The sequence below is a fragment of the Mycolicibacterium smegmatis genome (assembly GCF_001457595.1).
Taxonomy (GTDB): Bacteria; Actinomycetota; Actinomycetes; order Mycobacteriales; family Mycobacteriaceae; genus Mycobacterium; species Mycobacterium smegmatis.
Window position 1 is genome coordinate 695,004 of the sequence record NZ_LN831039.1, and the last position, 20,824, is coordinate 715,827.

Below are 20,824 nucleotides of genomic sequence, written 5' to 3' on the forward strand. Positions count from 1 at the left end.
CCTTTCCCCTTGACCAGCCCGGGTCTTCCAAAGGAGCCTGTTCATGTCTGTGATTGATCACGAAAACTACTTCACCAGTCTGCCCCGCGAGTACTACCTCGATGAGGATCGGTACACCAATGAGCTGGCCAGGGTCTGGGGCCAGCAGTGGATCTACGCCGGGCACGTTTCCCAAATCCCCAAGACTGGCGACTACTTCACCTTCGAGGTCGGGACCGAGAACATTCTGGTGGTGCGCGACGGCGGTGACGTCCGCGCCGTTCATAACGTTTGCCGGCACCGGGGACTGCAGCTGTGCAATCAGCCCACTGGCCGGGTCGGCCGCAGAATCGTCTGCCCGTACCACTCGTGGAGCTACGGGCTCGATGGAAAGTTGCTCAAAGCTACCCGCCAGGACGACGGAGAGTTCTTCGATTACAAGGACTTCGGGCTGTTTCCTATACACGTGTCGATCTGGCAGGGGTTCATTTTTGTGAGCCTGGCCGAAGTCGCCCCGGCTCCGGTTGACTCGATGATCGACGAGAAGGCAACCGCCGACATGGCGGTCCTCGATCCCACCCGGCTCAAGATCGCGCACGAGATCACCTACTATGCCGATGCCAACTGGAAGCTTCTGCTCGAAAACGGCGTCGAGTGCTATCACTGTCCGTCGGTGCATCCGGAGTTCTGCGTTTCGCTCGACGCCCAAGAGATGTCGGACTACTACGAAGAGGACTATATCGGCGATCTGGTCCAAGGTTTGGTCATCCCGGTCAAGCGTGAGTTGGAATCGCTGTCGATGGACGGCCACTACGTCTCGAAGAAACTCCTCGGAGAGTTCGGCCGCGGCGCCGACGTTCCCGATGACTTCGGCGCGGGGTTCATGACCCAGCCCGGATACTGTTGGGGGGGATTCCATCCTGATTACGGCATGGTCGCCAGCACCCTGCCGATCTCGGCAACGCGAACCAAGATGGTGTGTTGGTGGTTTGTGCACGAAGACGCCGAGGAGGGAGTCGACTACAACGTCGACGAACTCGTCAAGCTGTGGGACATCACCAACATTCAGGACCTACACATCCAAGAGCGCCAACAAGTCGGCCTGACCTCGCAACGTTATGTTCCGGGACCGAATTCGCCGTCGCAGGAACCCGGTATCCGCGCCGCGCTGCGCAAGTACCTGGAGATGATGGGAGAACCGAGCTGAGTACCCACAGTTCCGGCCGAGGACGCCTCGCCGGCAAGGCTGCTGTCGTCACCGGAGCCACGAGTGGTCTCGGATTGGCCGTGGCGTACGCCATGGCGGCCGAGGGTGCCGCGGTGGTCGCGGTAGGGCGCAACGCCGACCGCGGCCACGAAATCGTGCAATCGATTGTGAAGGACGGCCACACAGCGGTCTTCGTACGCGGCGACGTGGCCGTAGAGAAAGACATCGCCAGAGCAATCGAGCTCTGCCGGGCCGAGTTCGGCTCGTTGGACATCATGCACAACAATGCGGCGTTTTTTGTGACCGCGGAGTTGCACCAGACCACAACCGAAGACTGGGATCGGTCACTCCGGACCAACCTGAGTTCGGTGTTCTGGGGCAGTAAGCACGCGGTGCTCGCAATGCGCGAGCAGGGTCACGGTGGGTCGATCATCAACACTGCGTCCGTGGCCGCCTTCACCGCGACAGCCGACACCGCCGCCTACGTCGCAACGAAATCGGGTGTCATGGGGCTCACCCGGTCCGTAGCGCTTGCGTACGCAGCGGAAGGTATTCGGTGTAATGCGTTGTGCCCCGGTGACTTCGAGTCGCCGATGTTCGATAGCTTCCTGGCAACCCAGAGTAACCCCAGCGCTGCCCGGAGGGAATTCGAAGCGCTGTACCCGACGAAGCGCATCCTCAAGCCCGGTGACGTCGCCAACGCGGCCGTCTTCCTCGCATCTGACGAAGCGGCCGGCGTCAATGGAACGTCACTCGTGGTTGACGACGGGCTACTGGCCAAGACCTACTGATCGTTGGAGTCTGCCTTGACCCATCTAGTCCAATTCCGAGTCCTTTCGGTCATCGCGGAAACCCACGAGGCGAAGTCGTTTCGGCTTCAGGCACCCAGGCCCCTCGCGTACAAGCCGGGACAATTTCTCACGATCGGAGTGCCGTCCGAACGTGGAACGGTGGCGCGATGCTATTCACTGTCGAGCGCCCCCCATGAGGAGGACTTCTCGATCACGGTGAAGCGCACACCGCGCGGCTACGCGTCCAATTGGATATGCGATCACATAACAGTCGGGGACACCATCACGGCGCTGCCACCGTCAGGCAACTTCATCCCGCCGTCGCAAGACACCGACTTGGTCTTGTTCGCTGCCGGCAGCGGAATAACCCCTGTGATGTCGATCGCGAAACATGTTCTGACACAGACTGATAGAGACGTGGCGCTGTTCTATGCCAATCGAGATGCCGCGGCAGTCATCTTCGCTGAAGAGCTACGCGCCATGTCGGACACCTATGCGGACCGGTTTCATGTGGTGCACTGGCTGGAGGAATTGCAATCGCTGCCCCGTACCGCTGACTTGCGGCGGTTCGTTGCGGCGTACCCGCATTACTCTGCGTACACCTGCGGGCCGGCGCCATTCATGGCTGCGGTCACCGATGCCCTGACCCCACTGGGATTCGTCGGCGATCGCCTCAAACGTGAGGTGTTCCAGTCACTGAGCAGCAACCCTTTCCAGGCTCAGGATGTTGAGTCCGACCCTGGGGCCAAGCTGGCTCGGGTCCGTGGTACGTGCAACGGCGCTAGTTTCGACTTCGACGACTGGCCGTCTGACGTGCCTCTGCTCCAGCACCTGCTGTCCAAGGGGGTAGACGCTCCCTTCTCCTGCCGTAGCGGTGAGTGCGGTGCGTGCATTGTCCAGTTGGTCGAGGGTGCCGTCGAGATGGAGCAGAACGACGTGCTCGACTCTGATGAACTGGCCGACGGGTATCGCTTGGCCTGCCAAGCCAAGCCGTTGTCGGAATCTATTGTCATCACCTACGACTGAGGCGTTTTCAAGCAGGGCTCATCTGCGGGCCAAGGTTAGCTCGTACGCGTGTCGGTTCTGGATGACAGCGGTCTTCAGTGCTTCGGGCTGACGAGACTTCGGTGGGTACGTATACGGCTGACTCGCGACTGCAACATTGAACTGCGCTCATCCTCAGACAATCCGCCCCACGTACCCCATGCCTCTTGAAACCTGACGGCGTGCTCTCGGCACGCGGAAATGACCGGGCAGGTTGCACAGACCTCTTTGGCCTTGTGTTGGCGGCTGGAACGTGCGCGGCCACGCTCGCAATCCGGGTGAAAGAACAGAGATTCGTCGGCGTCGCGACACCGCGCGAGAAGGCGCCAACTCCAGGCCTCCTCTTGCCGCGTGCGCGTCTCTGTGACTCGAGTGGTGTTGGCGGACATGATTTTTACCAGCCGCGTTCGGCGAGCCGGTGCGGCTGGGCGATCTCCTCGACGTTGATGCCGACCATGGCCTCGCCGAGCCCGCGCGACACTTTGGCCAGCACGTCGGGGTCGTCGTAGAAGGTGGTGGCCTTGACGATCGCGGCCGCCCGCTGCGCCGGGTTGCCGGACTTGAAGATGCCCGACCCGACGAACACGCCCTCGGCGCCGAGCTGCATCATCATCGCCGCATCGGCCGGGGTCGCGATGCCACCGGCGGTGAACAGCGTCACCGGCAGCTTGCCGGCCCGGGCCACCTCGACCACCAGCTCATAGGGCGCCTGCAGCTCCTTGGCCGCCACATACAGCTCGTCCTCGCTCATCGAGGTGAGCCGGCGGATCTCCCCACCGATCTGGCGCATATGCGTGGTCGCGTTCGAGACGTCGCCGGTGCCGGCCTCACCCTTGGAGCGGATCATCGCCGCGCCCTCGGTGATGCGCCGCAACGCCTCGCCCAGGTTGGTCGCCCCGCACACGAACGGCACGGTGAAGCGCCACTTGTCGATGTGGTTGGTGTAATCGGCTGGGGTCAGCACCTCGGACTCGTCGACGTAATCGACCCCGAGGCTCTGCAGGATCTGGGCCTCCACGAAATGCCCGATCCGCGCCTTGGCCATCACCGGGATGGTGACCGCGTCGATGATGCCCTCGACCATGTCCGGATCCGACATGCGCGACACCCCGCCCTGCGCGCGGATGTCGGCGGGGACGCGCTCCAGCGCCATCACCGCGACCGCACCGGCACCCTCGGCGATACGCGCCTGCTCCGGCGTGACCACATCCATGATCACGCCGCCCTTGAGCATCTCAGCCATCCCACGCTTCACGCGCGCAGTACCAACTGTGTTGTCTGCCATAGCGCACTCCTTCACACCGTTGCCGGTCGAGCGGGTGCGGCGGTTGTCCAGTATCGGGGCGCCCACGACCACCCGCCGGGTCCACGTAGGGCTTCCTTCGCAGATCGCGCATCTGGGAATCGACCGTGCCGAACAAGAGTGCTACGTCTGGGCACTCGAGCCCCATCGGCGAAGTGTCACGGACGTCCGCACCGTCGCCGACACAACGTCAAGTGCCCGAGCTTCCGGACGCTCTTCAGTGGCGCCGACTTGACGAAGTAACGCGATAAACGCCGCAACGTGTGACACCACGTATGTGCCGGCGAGCGGTGATCGCTCGGCAGGATTGACCATGTCCGACGAGCCGAAGCCGGACGACACGTGAGAGCTGTATGACGAAGGGCGGTTAGATGAGCCACGCAACGAACCCGATCAAGGACCCCTCCTGGGGCTCCTCGGCCGAGGACGTACGAGTCGTCGACGCCGTCGTCGTCGGCGCCGGCATGGGCGGGATGTACGCAGTCAAGCGACTCGTCGGCGAGGGCCGCACGGTCATCGCCTTCGAGGGCGCGCCAGACGTCGGCGGTGTATGGCTCCACAATCGGTATCCGGGTGCGCGCGTCGACATCGAGGCCTACTACTACTGCTACTTCGACCCGGAGCTGTACGGCACCTGGCGCTGGACGGAGCGCTACCCCGCACAGCCGGAAATCCTTGCGTACCTTCGGCATTACGCCGACCACCACGACATACGTCGGCACTTCCGGTTCTCGACCTGGGTCGAGCAGATGCTCTGGGACCCGGAGGAGGAGCTCTGGCGGATCCGCACCAGCACCGGCCAGTCTGTTGCCGCCCGTCACGTCTTGATGGCGACAGGTCAGCTGTCGAAGTCGCGGGAGCTGCCGTTCCCCGGTAGCGAGGACTTCACCGGCGAGTGGGTGGAGACGTCGCACTGGCCGGACCGGCCGGTGGAGATCGCGGGCAAGCGAGTCGCCGTCATCGGCACCGGCTCTTCCGGTGTCCAGGTCATCACCGAGGTGGCGAAGGAGGCAGCCAGCCTCCATGTCTTCCAACGCACGCCAAACTACGTCGTGCCGTCGCAGAACGCGCCGATCGACCATGAGAAGTACGCCGACATCGCGGCCCGGCTCCCCGAAGTCTGGCAGCAGGTCCAGGGCAGCAGCACCGCCTACCTGGCACCCACCAGCGACACTCCCGCCACCGAGCTCTCGCCCGAGGAACAGCTCAAACGCCTCGAGTCGCAGTGGGAGTTCGGCGGCCTCGCCATGACGTTCGCCTTCCCGGACCAGCGCACCGACTGGACGGTGAACGACATCGTCTCCAATTACGTCCGCGAGAAGATCCGCTCGTCGATCAGCGACCCCGAGCTCGCCGCAGTCCTCGAGCCCAAGGACTACCCCATCGGGACGCGCAGGCTCTGCGTCTGCAACGGCTACTACGAGACCTACAACCGGCCGAACGTCGAGCTGGTGAACCTGCGCGAGGAACCCATCGAGCGGATCACGCCGACGGGGATCCGCACGTCCAGCGGCGAGTACGAGTTCGACCTGATCATCTCCGCGCTCGGATTCGACGCCTTCACGGGGCCGATCGACGCGATCGACATCCGAAACGAGCACGGCGCCCGCCCGACGGAGTCCTGGCAGCGCGGCCCGCACTCGTACCTCGGCCTGATGCTGCACGGGTTCCCGAACCTGTACCTGCTCACCGGTCCGGGAAGTCCGTCGGTGCTGGTGAACTTCAACGTGCACAACGTGTACCACGTCGACGTCGTGACGGACCTGATCGGCTACATGGAGCGGAACGGCTTGACGTCCGTGCAGCCGACGCTGGCTGCGCAGGAGGACTGGAAGCAGCGCAGCCAGGCGGTGGCAGACGGCCTGATCCGCAAGCAGGTCGAGAACTACATGACCCACGTGAACGAGGACGGAACGCGTTTCTTCATCCCCTACGCCGGCGGCTGGGGCAACTACGTCCAGATCGTCGACGACGTGGTCGCGCGCGGGTACGAGGGGTTCGAGTTCCGATAGTGCCCCTTGGGGTGGTGGACTTCGGATCGGCGTGGGTGCACGCGTGGTGATCAACGAGTCGTGGTGAATGTTAGGCGATTTGACGTTGTTCGGCGATGGGTTCGGCGGCGGCCTGTTTGTCGGCGATGACTTTGCGCAGTTCGGCCATGGAGACCTCGGACAGATAGCGGCGGGTGACCTGCCATTCGTCGTGGGCTTCGATGACCACGGCGGTGGCCAACCGTAGGAACGCGGCCGGGTTGGGGAAGATCTCGACGACATCGGCGCGACGTTTGATCTCCTTGTTGAGCCGCTCGATGGGGTTGTTCGACCAGATCTTCTGCCAGTGAGTGCGCGGGAACGCGGTGAACGCCAGCACGTCGGCTTTCGCCTCGTCCATCATCGCGGCCACTTTCGGGAAGCTCGCAGCTAGCGTATCGGCGACCTGATCCCATTGCGCGGCGACGTCGGCGGGATCGGTGTGGGCGAAGATCGTTTTGACCGCCGCGGTCACCGCCGGTGCGTGTTTGGCGGCCACCGCGCCGTGCAGGTTGCGCATGAAATGCACCCGGCATCGCTGCCAGGACGAGCCGGTGAACTGCTGGGCGACGGCGGCTTTCAAGCCCGCGTGGGCATCGGAGATCACCAGATGCACCCCGCTCAGGCCGCGGGCTTTGAGCGAGGCCAGGAACTCGCGCCAGAACTCAAAGGACTCGCTATCGCCGACGGCGGTGCCCAACACCTCGCGGGTGCCGTCGATGGAGACGCCGGTGGCCACCACCAGGGCCTGGGACACCACGTGCGCTCCGATGCGGACCTTGCAGAACGTGGCGTCGCAGAACACGTACGGAAACGAGGTGTGGTTCAGGCTGCGGGTGCGAAACGCGTCGATCTCCTTATCGAGGCCGGCGCAGATGCGCGAGACTTCGGATTTCGAGACACCGGAACCCACACCGAGTGCCGCCACGAGGTCATCGACGCTGCGGGTCGACACACCGTTGAACGTAGGCCTCCATGATCACCGCGTGCAGCGCCCTATCGATGCGGCGACGCCGTTCCAGCAGCGAGGGAAAGAACGACCCGGCCCGCAGTTTGGGGATCTGGACCTCGACATCGCCGGCAGTGGTCGACACCGTCTTGGGCCGGTGCCCATTGCGGTGGGTGGCGCGCCCGTCAGTGCGTTGGTAGCGGCCCGCGCCGATCACCTCGGTGGCTTCAGCCTCGATCAGCGCCTGCAGACCGGCGCGGATCAACTCGGCGAACACCGCCCCGGCATCAGCAGACTTGAGCGCATCGAGCTGGGCAAGCAGGGCAGAATGATCCTGGGTCATCGCGTGGTATGTCTTCCTGTTGAGTCACTTGGTAGGTAACTCACTGACCACTACGCGATGGCCCACCCCAAAGCCCTCAACGACACACCGGACACAGCCCAGCCCGGCCAGCCGCAGACCCGAAACCCCACCACCCCAGGGGACTTACCCCGAGTTCCACGCCGCGCGGGATGCCGACGACTCTGCGTCGGTACACGGGACCGTCGACGTGGCTACGGTCTGACCCAGCGCGATCCGCTGGTCTGGCGAGACGTCTTCAGTGCTGCCACTGGAACTGCTGACGAACGGCGCAGTGGTCGCGACTGGACCCAACTGCGGCTACGAGCGACTTGCTGGCGAGGCGGCCATGTCGAGGGCATCGAGGAACTCCCCCGGTACGGGCTCCCAGGTGCGGGGCCATCGGCCCGCGTTGTGACGGGCGTGCAGCGAGTCGATGAGTTTGGCAACACAGTGTCCTCAGAGAGCTGCGTCGGGATGCATACGCTCCGAGAACGGCCGTCATCGCGGCCATGCGCGCCGGACTGCGCAAGCGGCACTGAAGCGTGCGGCGTCGGCCGGCAGCGTTGACGCCTCCTTCGAGAGTGCGGCCCATCGTCACCGACCGTCGTTGACCCGACAGCATGATCATGTTCTGCTCGTCGGAGCTGACAACCTGTCACTAGGTGCTGGACGACTCACCATCGAGGATGACCTGATACCGTCGCCGGCGCACGTGCTCGGCTCGCCGAGCAGATCCTCGAGAAGGGTTGTCATTTCCCATGTCTGACGAACTTGTATCCTGCGACACGTCCAAGCCCGTTGGGGCGCAACGCCTCAGCGGCTCAATGGGGGTATGGGGAATCGTCTTCATTGTCGCCGCCTTCGCGGGCCCTCTTGGCGCCATGGGCGGTACAGTGCCGATTGGCATCAACGCCGGTAACGGAATCGGACTCCCCGCGACCTTCATCGTGAGCACCTGCATCCTGCTGCTGTTCTCGGTCGCTTTCACGGCGCTGACACCGTATGTGCCGAATGCGGGTGCCTTCTATTCCTATATCGGCACCGGGCTGGGGCGCCGGACTGGGTTCGGGACTGCCTTCCTGGCGTTGCTGGCCTACCTCGCTGTCCTGGTCGGCGTATACGGCCTTCTAGGTTCAGGTATCACCGCGCTGCTCGCGTCGTGGGGTGTCAGCGCTCCGTGGTGGGTGGGCTCTTACGTATGCATGGTCGCGACCGCGTCCCTGGGATACCGCAACATCGACTTGTCCAAGAAGGTGCTCGGCGTCTTGCTGGTCGCCGAGGTGGGAATCGTCCTGGCGCTCGATGCGGCTGTCTTCGCCAACGGTGGTGGCCCGGAGGGTATGTCGCGCGGCTTCACCGCACCCGAGGCTTTGCTATCAGGAGCACCCGGGCTGGCACTGTTGTTCTGCTTCCTGAGCTTCTTGGGGTTCGAGGCCACGGCGGTCTTTCGTGACGAGTGCCGCGACCCTAACCGCACGATCCCGATAGCGACCTATCTCGCGGTGACCCTGGTCGGGGTGTTCTACGTGGTATCCACGTGGGCGCTGATCTCTGCCTGGGGCGACCAGGAGGCGGTCAGAATCGCCGCCGCGGATCCGGTTGCAATGCTTCCCGGTGCCGTGGCGCACTACCTGGGCGGCACCGCAGAACACGTCGTCCAGGTGCTGTTCGTGACAAGTCTTTTCGCATGTCTGCTGTCCATCCAGAACGTGTCCTCCCGTTACGTGTTCAACATCTCGAATCGGGGGGCATTGCCGGCAGTACTGGGCACGCGCCACGAACGGCACGGGTCACCCTCCACCGCTTCCCACGTCGTGACCGTGATCGCAGCCGTCTTCGTCCTCGTGGCGATCGTGACCCGCCTGGATCCCGCGACCGAGCTCTACGGCTGGTTCGCGGGCGCCACAACTGTCGGGTTCATCGTGATGCTCCTCGGCACCACCCTGTCGGCGCTGGTCTTCTTCGGTCGACGATGGCGCTCGGGCGCTCTCGATGAATCGTTTGGCCGAGTCATTGTTGTCCCCTTGGTGGCCCTGGTCTGTCTGGTCGCAGTGTTTGTGCTGGTCCTCCAAAACCTGCGCGATCTCGTCGGGGGATCGCGGCCGGTGGCATGGGCCGTGCTCGGGTCACTGGCGCTGGCCTTCGCCTGGGGGTTCACCGTGGCGACCCGGCGCCCCGAACTATCCCTCGACGACTGAAGTTCGGAGAGGGGCCGCACACGACGGCTGTTGACGAACCGTCATGGCGTCCTCGCGCACGGTTGACACGAGGCGGATTGTCTGGCGCCCGCGATCGCGGGCAGATTGGAAGTTCGTCAATGGGAACACGATGACAGCCGTGACGTCGGCACCGGCACCCGCCCGTGCCGGTGCCCCGGTTATCGGTCAGCAAGACAGCGGAGGAGCAGGATGAAGGTTGTCGGTTACGCAGACAAGTTGAGTGTCGAGCCTGGAGCGTCAATCACCTTCATGGTGAGTTCTGAGCCCGGCCGCTTCTCGGCTCGACTGGTCCGCCTCATCCATGGCGACACCAACCCGGCGGGACCGGGCTACAAGGATGTGGCGGTTCCCAGCAGCTTGGACGGGGAGTACGACGGAGGCCTGCAGAAGCTGCGGACCGGTTCCTACATCCGGACCTCTGGCTCCACAGAGTTCGACGCGGCGGGGGACCTGACACTTCAGATGTGGATCTGTCCGACGCTCCCCAGCAAGGCTGTCCAAACGATCATCGCAAAGGGCAACGCCGACGACGACGGGTTCGCGCTGCGACTCGAAGATGGTCGACTGACACTTCGCATGGGGACGACAGCTATCTCGGTCGATCAAACCGTCCGTGCTCACCAATGGTACTTCGTGTCAGCGGTTTACGAGTCCGCGTCAGGAACCGCACGTCTTGCGCTTGAGCCGAGCTCGGGCGTTACGGTAGGGCTTGCCGGGCACGTAACCGCGGCCATGCCTGCCGGCCACGCATGGGGCACAGGAGCCTTGCTGATCGCAGGTGAGGCCACAGCCGATGGAGAAGTCGGCAACTTCTACAACGGCAAGATCGACGCCCCGAAAGTGTTCACGCGCGCGCTCAACGACGACGAGCTGGCAGCACTTCGCGATGACGACGCATCTGCGCCCACCGATGCGGCTGCGGCGTGGGATTTCTCTCAGGACATCAGCACGTGGTCGGTGGTCGATACCTCGGGCAACGGACACCACGGGGAGGTTGTCAACAAGCCGACGCGTGGGGTAACCGGCCGTAACTGGTCTGGCCGAGAGCTCGCCTGGAAGCACGCGCCCGGGGAGTACGGCGCCATCCACTTCCACGACGACGACCTTTCCGACGCCGGCTGGAGGCCGTCATTCGAGTGGACCGTTCCGTCCGATCTGCGTAGCGGCGTGTACGCCGTGCACCTCACGGCGGGCGACCACGAAGACTATGTTCCGTTTTTCGTCGTTCCGCCTCTCGGGCGCCCGACCGCGAAAATCGCGATTCTGCTTCCCGTCTTCAGCTATCTCGCGTACGGAAACGAGCAGATGCTCGGCCCGACGGGGGCGTATTCCGGTGCGCTGCCGAACTATCCGTGGCAGGAGCAGGACAAGTACGTGGTCGAGACGGGCATGCGGAGCCTGTATGACCGACACACCGACGGTAGCGGAGTGTGCTACTCCTCCTGGCTTCGGCCGGTCGTGAACATGCGGCCCAAGTACGACATGCCATTCCTTGATCTGGGCAAAGGCTCGCCGCACCAGTTCAACGCCGACCTGCACCTCATCGACTGGCTGGAGGAGCGGGGTATCGAATACGACATCATCACAGACCTCGAGCTTCACCACGAGGGAGTGGAGCGTCTCAGAGATTATCGCGTGGTTTCGACGGCAAGCCATAATGAGTACTGGTCAGAAGCGATGCTCGATGCGGCTGAGGCCTACGTCAATGGAGGCGGCCGGTTCATCTATCTCTCTGGTAATGGGCTGTATTGGGTCACTGCGCTTGACGGGACCGGGACCGGAGTGGAGATCCGTCGCTGCGGACCCGCGCAGCGTACTTGGAACGCCGCGCCAGGCGAATCGTCGCTCAGCAGTACCGGTGAGCCCGGGGGACTTTGGCGTTTTCGCGGTCGCCCTCCCCAGCGATTCCTTGGCGTCGGCTCGATTGCCGAAGGAGGCAGCGTCGGACGGCCGTACGATCGGCAACCGGCGAGCTTCGACCCGAAAGTGGCGTTCATCTTCGACGGCATCGGCGACGACGAGCAGATCGGTGCCTTCGACTGCCTGGTAAACAGCTGGGGTGCTGCAGGATTCGAGATCTGCCAGACCAACGCCGCGCTCGGCACACCCGAGCACACGATGGTCCTTGCCAGCGCCAGGGATTTCGACACCGACGACTGGGCGGTCTTCAGCGAGGAGCTCCAGCTGTCCGCAATCTGGGACGGCGAGATCCGAGCGGACATGGTCTTTCTTGAATACCCCAACGGCGGAGCAGTTTTCGGTGTCGGATCGATAGCGTGGTGCGCCTGTCTGTCGTACAACTCCTACGACAACAACGTCTCGCGGCTCACCGAGAATGTCTTCCGGGGATTTGTGGCCGAACAATTGCCGACCTCGGGCAGCTGAACTCGCCCTGCTGCCTCGCGCCGGCGACAGCCGACGCACCGGCTGTTGAAACTGGGCGAAAGAGCTCGCGCACAAGGACCCTCCGGGTTTGGACGCTTGGTGTCAGATGGGAGGACGGTGCAGTGAAGCGGTGGGCCCTGTTGGGGACTGCCATAGCCTTTGAGCTCACCGGGACGCTGGCCCTGCGTGCGTCTCACGACAACAAGGGATGGCTGGTACTGGCAGTCATCGGCTACGTCTGCGCGTTTGTGGGGCTGACGCTGGTTCTTCGGACCGGCCTCGCTGTCGGGGTGGCGTACGGAATCTGGGGGGCGGTCGGCACCGCCGGCACCGCCGCCTTGGCGGCCGTCTTCTTCGACGAGCCGCTGACTTGGCCCATCGTGGGTGGGATCGCGCTGATCATCGCCGGGGTGATGTTCGTCGAACTGGGCTCGCACTCACCGAAGGAGCAGTCCACATGATGTGGTTTGTGTTGGGGGCAGCGATCGTCATCGAGGTGGGGGCCACCTTGGCCCTGCGTGCTTCGGAGGGATTCCGCAGAAAGCGGTGGATTGCGCCAGTCTTGTCCGGTTACGCCGTGTCGCTTTCTCTGCTGTGGGTGTCCCTGAGCCTGGGCATGCCGGTGGGTGTGGCGTATGGCGTCTGGACCGCATGCGGCGTAGCGCTGGTCGCGATAGTGGCGCGCTTCCTGTTCAACGACCCGTTGACCATGAAGATGGCAATCGGGATCACCTTCATCGTCTCTGGTGTGCTCGCGATCGAGCTCGCCGGTGTACCCGGTCTTGGGGCTAGCTAGCTAGCTAGGGACACGATCTGTATGGCGACCCGTCAGCGCTGAGCTGTCGCTCCACGGGTGTGTGTGGTGGTTCAACGAACTGCCGTGGCCCGCGGTCGCGCGGTGAGTCACGCAGTGGCGTGCGGTATCCCGTTGAGGCAATACCGCACGCCACTGCCACCCAGTCCGTTCAGCGTTGTGGTTGCAGCGCGTCGGAGTTCGGCTCTGCGACAGGGGCGGTTTCCTTGATGAAGAACGGCGTGACGGCGCACAGCAGGATGGTGGCGACGGTCAGCACCACGAAACCCTGGACAAAGCTGCCGGTGGCATCCTTGACGGCCCCCAACAGGTACGGATAGGCGAATCCGCTCACGATCCAGGGGACCCCGACAATGATGCCGTTGACCACACCCGCAGACTTCGGGTGCACTGACTCGACGGCTTCGGCCAACGACAATGATTCACTCGCGTAAACGCCGATACCGATCAGCGGAACGAGCAGGATGACCATGACGTAGTTTCCGGTGGCTAGGAAGAGCGTCATCGCCGCAAGCGAACCTGCCGTCACGAACCCACCCACCGTGATGATCTTCTTCGGACTGCCCAGCCGTTCGGCAAGGATGGGCACCGACAGTGCCGCGGCCGAGCCGGCGATGGAGAACAGTGCGGTCAGGAACCCGGCCAGCGATTCCGACACGCCTGCTTCCTCGACGAGGATTGACGGCATCCAGCTCGAGATCGCGGCGAACAGGCCCACGCCACCAATCCAGAAGAGCAGTGCTGACAGCACATTTCGGTTCGCCAGCGAGCGATACGGCCGCTCAGCAGAGACACCCGACACCGGTTCTGCGGGCAGCGAATGTAGCGCTTGGCCTACGGCGACGGGCGCGTTCTTCGACACGAAGAGCACCACGACGAGGACGGCACCCATGCAGACAGCCTGAACGGTCAGGCCCATGCGCCAGCCGAAGGCGGCAAGCACGGCCGAGAAGACGAACAGACTCAGTAGGGCTCCCATTCCGTCTCCGGACAGCATGACGCCAAGTGCACGCCCGGTCTTCCTGACGTCCCGGAACCAGTTCGCCGCCATGGTGTAGGTGGCGACCCACAAGAACCCCACCGAGACGCCGGCGAGAACCCTCGCAACGATGATGAGGCTGAATCCGTCGGCCATGGCGAAGAGTGCCTGCCCCAGCACCCCGGCTGCCAGACCCGCCATGATGACGTTCTTGCTTCCCCATCGGGATGCCACCACACCCCCGATCAGGATCATCACACCTGCGACCAGGCCGGTGATCGAGGAGATGCCGCCGGCCTGCGAGTAGCTCAGACCCAGCTCCTCGCTGATGGTTCCGAGGCTGGGGCTCCACCCGACATAGGGCAGAAACGCACCCACCAATGCCATGTACGCGACAAATAGATTTGTCCACCTACTGTTTGACATAACGCTCCTCCGCGACTCGGACCTGACAAAGTTTGTTGTCGTGCAAAGTGCGGCCCTGGCTGAAAAGTCAACCCACACGAGCCGTCCGTGCTCTTAAAGGTTGCTACGTGAGGGCGCTCACACCACATCGCCGAAGTGTCAAGGAGGATCCCGACGCCATCGACACATCGTCAAGTACTGCACTTTCGGGCAGACGCAGTGAAGACAACGCCGTTACGATCGACGACCGCACGCAAACTCCACCTCAGAAAGCAGGATCATCTGTGAAGAAGTTCGACTCCAATTGGACGCCTTTCACGCCCGTGGCACGTGAGCGTGTGACGGAGGGAGAACCGGAAACACGTCTTGCGGAAGCAGTATCGGGCGAGGGCTTTAAGTCCGGCCTGTGGGAGGTGACGCCGGGCCGGTTCACCACAGCGCCGCGGGGATTCGACGAAGTAATCCACATCATCAGTGGTAGCGGAGTGTTGCGGTCTGCCGATGGTAGTTCGGTGGAACTGGCGCCGGGTGTCTCGTTTCTGATGGAAGACGGATTCGTGGGTGAATGGGAAATCCGTGAGCAGCTGCAGAAGTTCTACGCCAAGGTTCAGACCGCTACCGCCGACTGATCGTGTTGTGCTCGGCCGCCGGCCGGGGGGCGGCGTCGCCGCGGCGGCTCCCCCGGCCGGGCGGCCCACGATCCGTTCTGGTCGGCAGATATTCGAATCGGCACCATGGACAGTCTGACGCACGTCTCGCCCGTATCGTCTGACACTTTGTTCCGTGTGACGCGGACAACACCGTATGTACTCTCAGTTCCGCGGGCCGACGCCTTGCGCGTCTGCTGTCCATATCGACAACCGGGGCCCACAACATCGGCCTCCTCGCGTGGCCCACCCGCCTCGCGCCGCGAAAGTGTAGAAATGACTGACGAAAACCCATCCGGCACAAGTAGATTGCTAGCCACATCAACGCATCACCCCCGATCTGACACGGCCATCGAGGCCTCGCGAGTCACCATCGCGGTGGTCGGAAGCGGCCCGTCCGGATGCTACGCCGCGACATTTCTGAAGAAGGCGTGGCCGCAGGCGGAGATCACCGTCTTCGAGTCGATGCCGACGCCTTATGGACTTGTCCGCTACGGGATCGCGGCCGACCACCAGGGCACCAAGAATGTTACACGGCAGTTCGACCGACTTTTCACACGAGAGGGCGTGCGATTCGCCGGCAACGTGTGCGTGGGATCCGACGTCGACTTCGCCGACATTGCAAGTTGCTTCGACGTCGTTGTGCTTGCCACGGGACTTCCCCAAGATCGCCCGCTGGGCATCCCGCAACAAGCGGGGACGCGCGTGATCGGAGCTGGAATGCTGCTGCGCGCACTCAACGGCCATCCGGCACATACGCTTCCACGCGATGCCGACGGCCGGTACGTGCCGCTCGGTCGGCACCTTGCCGTGGTCGGCATGGGCAATGTTGCCATAGACGTGATTCGACTGATGTCAAAGGACCCCGAGGAGCTGAATGGGTCTGACATCAACGACGAGCTTCTCGAACAACTCCGACCTCGGAGACTCACCAGCATTGACGTCATCAGCCGATCTGGCCTGTGTCACGCCAAATTTGACCTCGCGATGATGCGCGAGCTGCTGTCCCTGCCAAACATCGACATCACTGTGACAGGCATGAGCGACAACGACATCGGACCGGCCGCAGAACTGCTACGTCCCTATATCGGCACCGCCACCGACTCATCCACACCGGAGGAGACACGCACTCAAGTGCGCCTACACTTCCAACTCACTCCTGAATCGATCACAAATGGCGATGGTCGCGCACACCTGAGGGCGAGTAGTCCGAATGGGCTCGCCCCGGTGACCGAAATAGCCGTTGACTCTGTGATCACAGCAATCGGATTCACCCATGGAGCTCATGACGATCGGAGCTGCCCGACCGGGGAGTGGTCCGGGAAGAACGTCTATCGGGTGGGATGGCTCAACCGTGGACCGCGAGGCGCCATCCCAGAGACCCGCAAGGACGCTCGACAAGTGGTCGACACCATCGCCAACGACATGGCAAGCGGACGTCTCGAAGTCGGCAGAGCGGGATATAAGGCGCTAGAGCCATCGCTTAGAAATGTTGTCAATTTTGCAGATTGGCGGCGGATCGAGGCCATCGAACAAAGAGAAGCACCGCCCGGTCGTTGTCGGCGCAAGATCACCGATCGAAAGCACATGCTCTTAATCGCCACCTCAGCATCTAATTCAGTTGCTGCACTTAATATACCGCAGCGTCCGGGTGACGGCCGGGCGCAACAACATACTCGCAGGGAGTCGGATCAATGAGAACGGTCACCATCCTCTTCGGTACCGAAACCGGAAACGCCGAGATGGTCGCCGACGAAATCGCCACGGCTCTGGCTGATTTCGACACCTCAGCCGAGGTGCACAGTATGGGCGACTACCCGGTGGATGAGCTTGGCGGACAACCGCTGGTCATCCTCATCACCTCGACTTATGGCGAAGGGGATCTGCCCGACACCGCCATACCGTTCTTCGACGCTCTAAAGGCCCTGCAGCCGGACCTGTCGTCGACCCGGTTCGCCGCTTTCGGCCTGGGCGACAGCAGCTATGACACCTACAACAACGGCATCGAAACTCTGATCGCTGCAGTAACCGGGCTTGGCGCGACGCAAATCGGCGAGACCGGTCGCCACGATGCCGACAGTGGCCTCGACCCCTGCGACACCGCGACGACATGGGTCCGGGAGACATTCGCACATGCTGAAGTGTGACGCCAGAAACGTAGCCACCTAACCACCTTGATCGAAGGAGAAACGTGACTGTACATGGCACCTCATCGCTGAGTGCCGCCATAATCCCCGAGCCCAACTCAGTGACTCTCGATGACTGGGGTCCACTGCCCGAGGCAACAGGCGCACCGATGGCCACCGAAGGCAAGAAGCTCTGGGCGGGTGACGGAATTCTCGAAGTCGGCATATGGAAATGTGCCGCCGGTCTGTCGCGCTGGAAGTTCGAGACCAACGAGTCCTTCACAATCTTCTCCGGTCGGATGACGGTGACCGAGGATGGTGGCCAACCTCTCGAACTCACCTACGGCGACAGCGCGGTTTTCCCGAAGGGGTGGAGCGGTGTATGGGAGCTGCACGAAACGGTGCTCAAGGTGTACACGGTCTTCTGACTATGGTGGGCGACGTCAAGATCGCCTGAAACGAGCGTGCGGAAATACGTGGGGTCATTGGCGCCTGCCTTCCCTAGGTGCCCCGTTGAGTGCAAATGCAGATGCAAATGACAGTTAAAGGAAATTCGCTTCAATGAGTCAGACTGTGCGTGGGTTGATTTCTCGCTCCAAGGGTGCCCGGGTGGAGGTCACCGACATCGTGATCCCAGACCCGGGTCCGGGTGAGGTGGTGGTCAAGGTCATCGCCTGCGGGGTCTGTCACACCGACCTGACCTATCGCGAGGGCGGCATCTCCGATGACTACCCGTTCCTACTGGGCCACGAGGCGTCCGGCACCGTCGAAGCCATCGGCGAGGGCGTGATCAACGTGGAGCCAGGTGATTTCGTCATCTTGAACTGGCGCGCGGTGTGCGGCCAGTGCCGAGCTTGCAAACGCGGCCGACCGCACCTGTGTTTCGAGACCTTCAACGCCACCCAGAGTATGACGCTGACCGACGGCACTCAGCTCTCCCCGGCGTTGGGCGTCGGCGCCTTCGTCGAAAAGACCCTGGTCCATGAAAGACAATGCACCAAAGTCGATTCCGCGGCGGATCCCGCCGTCGCAGGCCTGCTGGGGTGCGGGGTGATGGCAGGCATCGGTGCCGCGATCAACACCGGTGCCGTGACCCGCGATGACACCGTCGCCGTCATCGGCTGTGGCGGCGTCGGTGACGCCGCCATTGCCGGCGCGGCCCTGGTCGGCGCGAAGACGATCATCGCAGTCGACCTGGATAGCCGGAAGTTGGAGAAGGCCCGTGAATTTGGGGCCACTCATACAGTGAACGGGGCCGACGCCGATGTCGTGACCTCGATTCAGGATCTGACCGGTGGCTTCGGCGCTGATGTGGTGATCGACGCTGTGGGCCGGCCGGCGACGTGGAAGCAGGCTTTCTACGCACGTGACCTTGCCGGCACCGTCGTCCTGGTCGGCGTGCCCACGCCGGCAATGACCCTTGACATGCCCTTGGTAGACCTCTTTTCGCATGGCGGGGCGCTCAAATCCTCCTGGTACGGAGACTGCCTTCCGGAGCGCGACTTCCCGACCCTGATCTCGCTGCACCTACAGGGCAGGCTGCCGTTGGAGAAGTTCGTCACCGAACGTATCGGCCTCGACGATGTCGAAGACGCCTTCAAGAAGATGCATGCCGGCGAAGTCCTGCGTTCGGTGGTCATGCTCTGATGGGCACCATCCAATGCATCGTCACCTCGGGAAAGTTCGAACTCGACGCAGGCAGCTGGGACGTCGACAACAACATCTGGCTCGTTGGCGATGACTCGGATGTCATCGTCTTCGATGCCGCCCACACCGCTGCCCCCATCATCGATGCCGTCGCCGGGCGTAACGTCGTGGCCGTGGTCTGCACCCACGGTCACAATGACCACGTCACCGTCGCCCCCGAGCTCGGCAGAGCCCTCGATGCTCCGGTGCTGCTGCACCCGGGCGATGATGTGCTGTGGCAGATGACCCACCCCGCCGAGCAGTTCCACGCCGTCGACGGCGGCGCGACCCTTCAGGTCGGCGGAATCGAACTGCTCGGCCTGCACACCCCGGGCCACTCACCGGGTTCGGTGTGCTGGTTCGCCCCCGAACTCGGCGCAGTGTTCTCCGGCGACACCCTGTTCCACGGCGGCCCGGGCGCCACCGGTCGCTCCTTCTCGGATTTCCCGACCATCCTCGACTCGATCAAGAACCGGCTCGGCACGCTGCCCGACGACACAGTCGTCCATACCGGACACGGTGACAACACCACGATTGGTGACGAGCTGGTGAACTATCACCAGTGGGTTGCCCGCGGCCACTGAAGACACGACGGGCCTCACTGCAGCAGCAGTGAGGCCCGCGTCGGAACTCGCCGATGTCCTATCAGAAGGTCAGCTGCAGATTCATCGTCTTCCATTGACGGGCATGCTGGATACTGTTGTACACGGGCTCACCGATTAGCTCAATTGCCTTGCAGCGCTGCGTGACAGCAGTCAGGATGGTCTCGGTCGACTGGCGAGCCAGGATCTGCCCCATGCAGGAATGGGGCCCAGCGGCGAAGGCAAGCTGCTGACTTCCCTGAGTCGAGCGTCGGTAGTCGAACCGGTCGGGGTCGGCAAAGGCACGCTCGTCGCGGTTGGCCGATGCAAGCAACACGTACACGGGCGCGCCGGCCGGTATCACGGTGCCGGCGACCTCCACATCCTCGAGCAGCAGACGTGTGACACCGGTTTCCGGTGTGATGAACCGCACCAGCTCGTTCACGATCTTCGGCCGAACCGCGGGATCGTCTCGAAAAACGGCGAAAAGCTCAGGGTCCCTGGCCATGCGCTCCAAACCGTGCGCAACGAGCGTCACCGTCGAAAAGTGGCCGGTTGCCAGGAACAGCATGATGTTCGCCGTTGCTTCCCGACTGGTGATGTCGCCGCGATCCTCGGCGTCGATATAGGCGGCGATGACACCGGGCTGGGGCTCTCGGCGTACCTGCGCGATCGCATCGGCGCAGTACTTTTCGAGCCATTCACTGCCCTCGGCGCCGGCCTTGAGGTCGTCGTCGGTGGCCACGATGCCGAAGCCGCGAGCGAATTCATACGTGTAGTGACGTACTTCGTCTGCGTGCTCGCCGGTCATGCCGAGCATGCAGCACATCGTCGCATGCGTTGGGACGAGGCACAGTTCACGTACCGCCTCGATGTGGCCCGTCGACTCCACCGCGGACAATGCCTGTTCGACAAAGGAGGCGGTGGTGGACATCCAGCTGCGTACCGACTTCGGGGTGAACAGTTTGTTGACGAGTCTCCGGTGCCAGGTGTGGGCAGGCGCATCCAGTCCGATCACCGCAGAGTGAAAGATGTCGAAGGCGCCGAAATCGAGTTGCTGCACCGAGGTTTTCGCGTGCCGTAGCACTGTGGAAATATCCGCGTACCGCGAGAGAACGTACGTGCCGTCGTCCAGCTTGAGGACGGGAAATTCATCGCGGAGCCGCCGGAAGTGCGGATAGGGATCGTTAAAGAGGTCTGGATGGTAGAACGGCAGGAGCTCCGTCTGGTCTGGCGCGGTCGACAGGGCGGCACTGGGGCGGCTCTCGTGCGGCGGTGTCGGGGAGATCATGTAGGAAGTTTCCAGTCCACCGCGCGTGGATGCACTAGACGAAGT

18 protein-coding genes and 1 pseudogene are annotated in these 20,824 nt (G+C 63.1%); 14 read left to right on the forward strand and 5 right to left on the reverse strand.

Annotated features, from left to right (window positions below):
* Positions 1 to 43: 43 nt before the first annotated feature.
* From AT701_RS03030 to AT701_RS03040, 3 genes are all read left to right on the forward strand, one after another.
* Entirely contained in the window at positions 44 to 1,186 is a 1,143-nt protein-coding gene (locus tag AT701_RS03030) for an aromatic ring-hydroxylating oxygenase subunit alpha (protein ID WP_058125135.1), read from the forward strand.
* A gap of 80 nt (positions 1,187 to 1,266) precedes the next feature.
* On the forward strand, positions 1,267 to 1,977 hold the full coding sequence (locus AT701_RS03035; protein ID WP_167350199.1) for an SDR family NAD(P)-dependent oxidoreductase: 711 nt from the start codon (positions 1,267 to 1,269) through the stop codon (positions 1,975 to 1,977).
* 15 nt (positions 1,978 to 1,992) lie between these two features.
* Positions 1,993 to 3,003: a ferredoxin--NADP reductase gene (locus AT701_RS03040; protein WP_081319662.1), complete on the forward strand. Its 1,011-nt coding sequence runs from the start codon at positions 1,993 to 1,995 to the stop codon at positions 3,001 to 3,003.
* A 74-nt stretch (positions 3,004 to 3,077) separates the two neighbouring features.
* On the opposite strand, the gene AT701_RS33975 is transcribed toward AT701_RS03040, so the two are convergent.
* Positions 3,078 to 3,410 (reverse strand): WhiB family transcriptional regulator, encoded by a 333-nt coding sequence (locus AT701_RS33975; protein ID WP_081319347.1) that lies wholly within the window; start codon positions 3,408 to 3,410, stop codon positions 3,078 to 3,080.
* 5 nt (positions 3,411 to 3,415) lie between these two features.
* A complete protein-coding gene (gene pdxS, locus AT701_RS03045) occupies positions 3,416 to 4,306 on the reverse strand; it encodes a pyridoxal 5'-phosphate synthase lyase subunit PdxS (protein WP_058127514.1) in 891 nt (296 codons plus the stop codon).
* A 389-nt stretch (positions 4,307 to 4,695) separates the two neighbouring features.
* On the opposite strand from pdxS, the gene AT701_RS03050 reads away from it, so the two are divergent.
* The gene (locus AT701_RS03050; protein ID WP_058125137.1) at positions 4,696 to 6,336 is read left to right on the forward strand and encodes a flavin-containing monooxygenase; all 1,641 of its coding nucleotides are present in this window, start codon (positions 4,696 to 4,698) and stop codon (positions 6,334 to 6,336) included.
* Positions 6,337 to 6,406: 70 nt separating this feature from the next.
* Here the strand turns inward: AT701_RS03050 and AT701_RS03055 are convergent.
* Positions 6,407 to 7,646: pseudogene (locus AT701_RS03055) on the reverse strand (IS256 family transposase).
* Between the two features lie 758 nt (positions 7,647 to 8,404).
* Here AT701_RS03055 and AT701_RS03060 point away from each other — a divergent pair.
* The 4 genes from AT701_RS03060 (at position 8,405) to AT701_RS03075 (ending at position 13,046) form a co-directional block, all read left to right on the forward strand.
* Positions 8,405 to 9,844, forward strand: a complete 1,440-nt coding sequence (locus AT701_RS03060) for an APC family permease (protein ID WP_058125138.1) — start codon at positions 8,405 to 8,407, stop codon at positions 9,842 to 9,844.
* 210 nt (positions 9,845 to 10,054) lie between these two features.
* Entirely contained in the window at positions 10,055 to 12,250 is a 2,196-nt protein-coding gene (locus AT701_RS03065) for a N,N-dimethylformamidase beta subunit family domain-containing protein (RefSeq protein ID WP_058125139.1), read from the forward strand.
* A gap of 122 nt (positions 12,251 to 12,372) precedes the next feature.
* The gene (locus tag AT701_RS03070) at positions 12,373 to 12,711 is read left to right on the forward strand and encodes a DMT family transporter (RefSeq protein ID WP_058125140.1); all 339 of its coding nucleotides are present in this window, start codon (positions 12,373 to 12,375) and stop codon (positions 12,709 to 12,711) included.
* Positions 12,711 to 13,046 (forward strand): DMT family transporter, encoded by a 336-nt coding sequence (locus tag AT701_RS03075; RefSeq protein WP_058127515.1) that lies wholly within the window; start codon positions 12,711 to 12,713, stop codon positions 13,044 to 13,046. The genes AT701_RS03070 and AT701_RS03075 overlap by 1 nt, the downstream gene beginning before the upstream one ends.
* Before the next feature lie 169 nt (positions 13,047 to 13,215).
* Here the strand turns inward: AT701_RS03075 and AT701_RS03080 are convergent, their stop codons facing one another.
* A complete protein-coding gene (locus tag AT701_RS03080) occupies positions 13,216 to 14,547 on the reverse strand; it encodes an MFS transporter (protein WP_157892498.1) in 1,332 nt (443 codons plus the stop codon).
* Between the two features lie 185 nt (positions 14,548 to 14,732).
* Here AT701_RS03080 and AT701_RS34555 point away from each other — a divergent pair, with 185 nt between their 5' ends.
* The 6 genes from AT701_RS34555 (at position 14,733) to AT701_RS03105 (ending at position 19,491) form a co-directional block, all read left to right on the forward strand.
* Positions 14,733 to 15,077, forward strand: a complete 345-nt coding sequence (locus AT701_RS34555) for a cupin domain-containing protein (protein ID WP_157892499.1) — start codon at positions 14,733 to 14,735, stop codon at positions 15,075 to 15,077.
* Positions 15,078 to 15,371: 294 nt separating this feature from the next.
* Positions 15,372 to 16,793, forward strand: a complete 1,422-nt coding sequence (locus AT701_RS03085) for an FAD-dependent oxidoreductase (RefSeq protein ID WP_081319350.1) — start codon at positions 15,372 to 15,374, stop codon at positions 16,791 to 16,793.
* On the forward strand, positions 16,790 to 17,242 hold the full coding sequence (locus AT701_RS03090) for a flavodoxin domain-containing protein (protein WP_058125142.1): 453 nt from the start codon (positions 16,790 to 16,792) through the stop codon (positions 17,240 to 17,242). Before AT701_RS03085 ends, AT701_RS03090 begins: the two co-directional genes overlap by 4 nt.
* 149 nt (positions 17,243 to 17,391) lie before the next feature.
* Positions 17,392 to 17,649: a cupin domain-containing protein gene (locus tag AT701_RS03095; RefSeq protein WP_081319351.1), complete on the forward strand. Its 258-nt coding sequence runs from the start codon at positions 17,392 to 17,394 to the stop codon at positions 17,647 to 17,649.
* A gap of 133 nt (positions 17,650 to 17,782) precedes the next feature.
* The gene (locus AT701_RS03100; RefSeq protein WP_058125144.1) at positions 17,783 to 18,868 is read left to right on the forward strand and encodes an S-(hydroxymethyl)mycothiol dehydrogenase; all 1,086 of its coding nucleotides are present in this window, start codon (positions 17,783 to 17,785) and stop codon (positions 18,866 to 18,868) included.
* Positions 18,868 to 19,491, forward strand: a complete 624-nt coding sequence (locus AT701_RS03105) for an MBL fold metallo-hydrolase (RefSeq protein ID WP_058125145.1) — start codon at positions 18,868 to 18,870, stop codon at positions 19,489 to 19,491. Before AT701_RS03100 ends, AT701_RS03105 begins: the two co-directional genes overlap by 1 nt.
* 61 nt (positions 19,492 to 19,552) lie before the next feature.
* On the opposite strand, the gene AT701_RS03110 is transcribed toward AT701_RS03105, so the two are convergent.
* Positions 19,553 to 20,779 (reverse strand): cytochrome P450, encoded by a 1,227-nt coding sequence (locus AT701_RS03110; RefSeq protein WP_058125146.1) that lies wholly within the window; start codon positions 20,777 to 20,779, stop codon positions 19,553 to 19,555.
* Between the last annotated feature and the right edge of the window lie 45 nt (positions 20,780 to 20,824).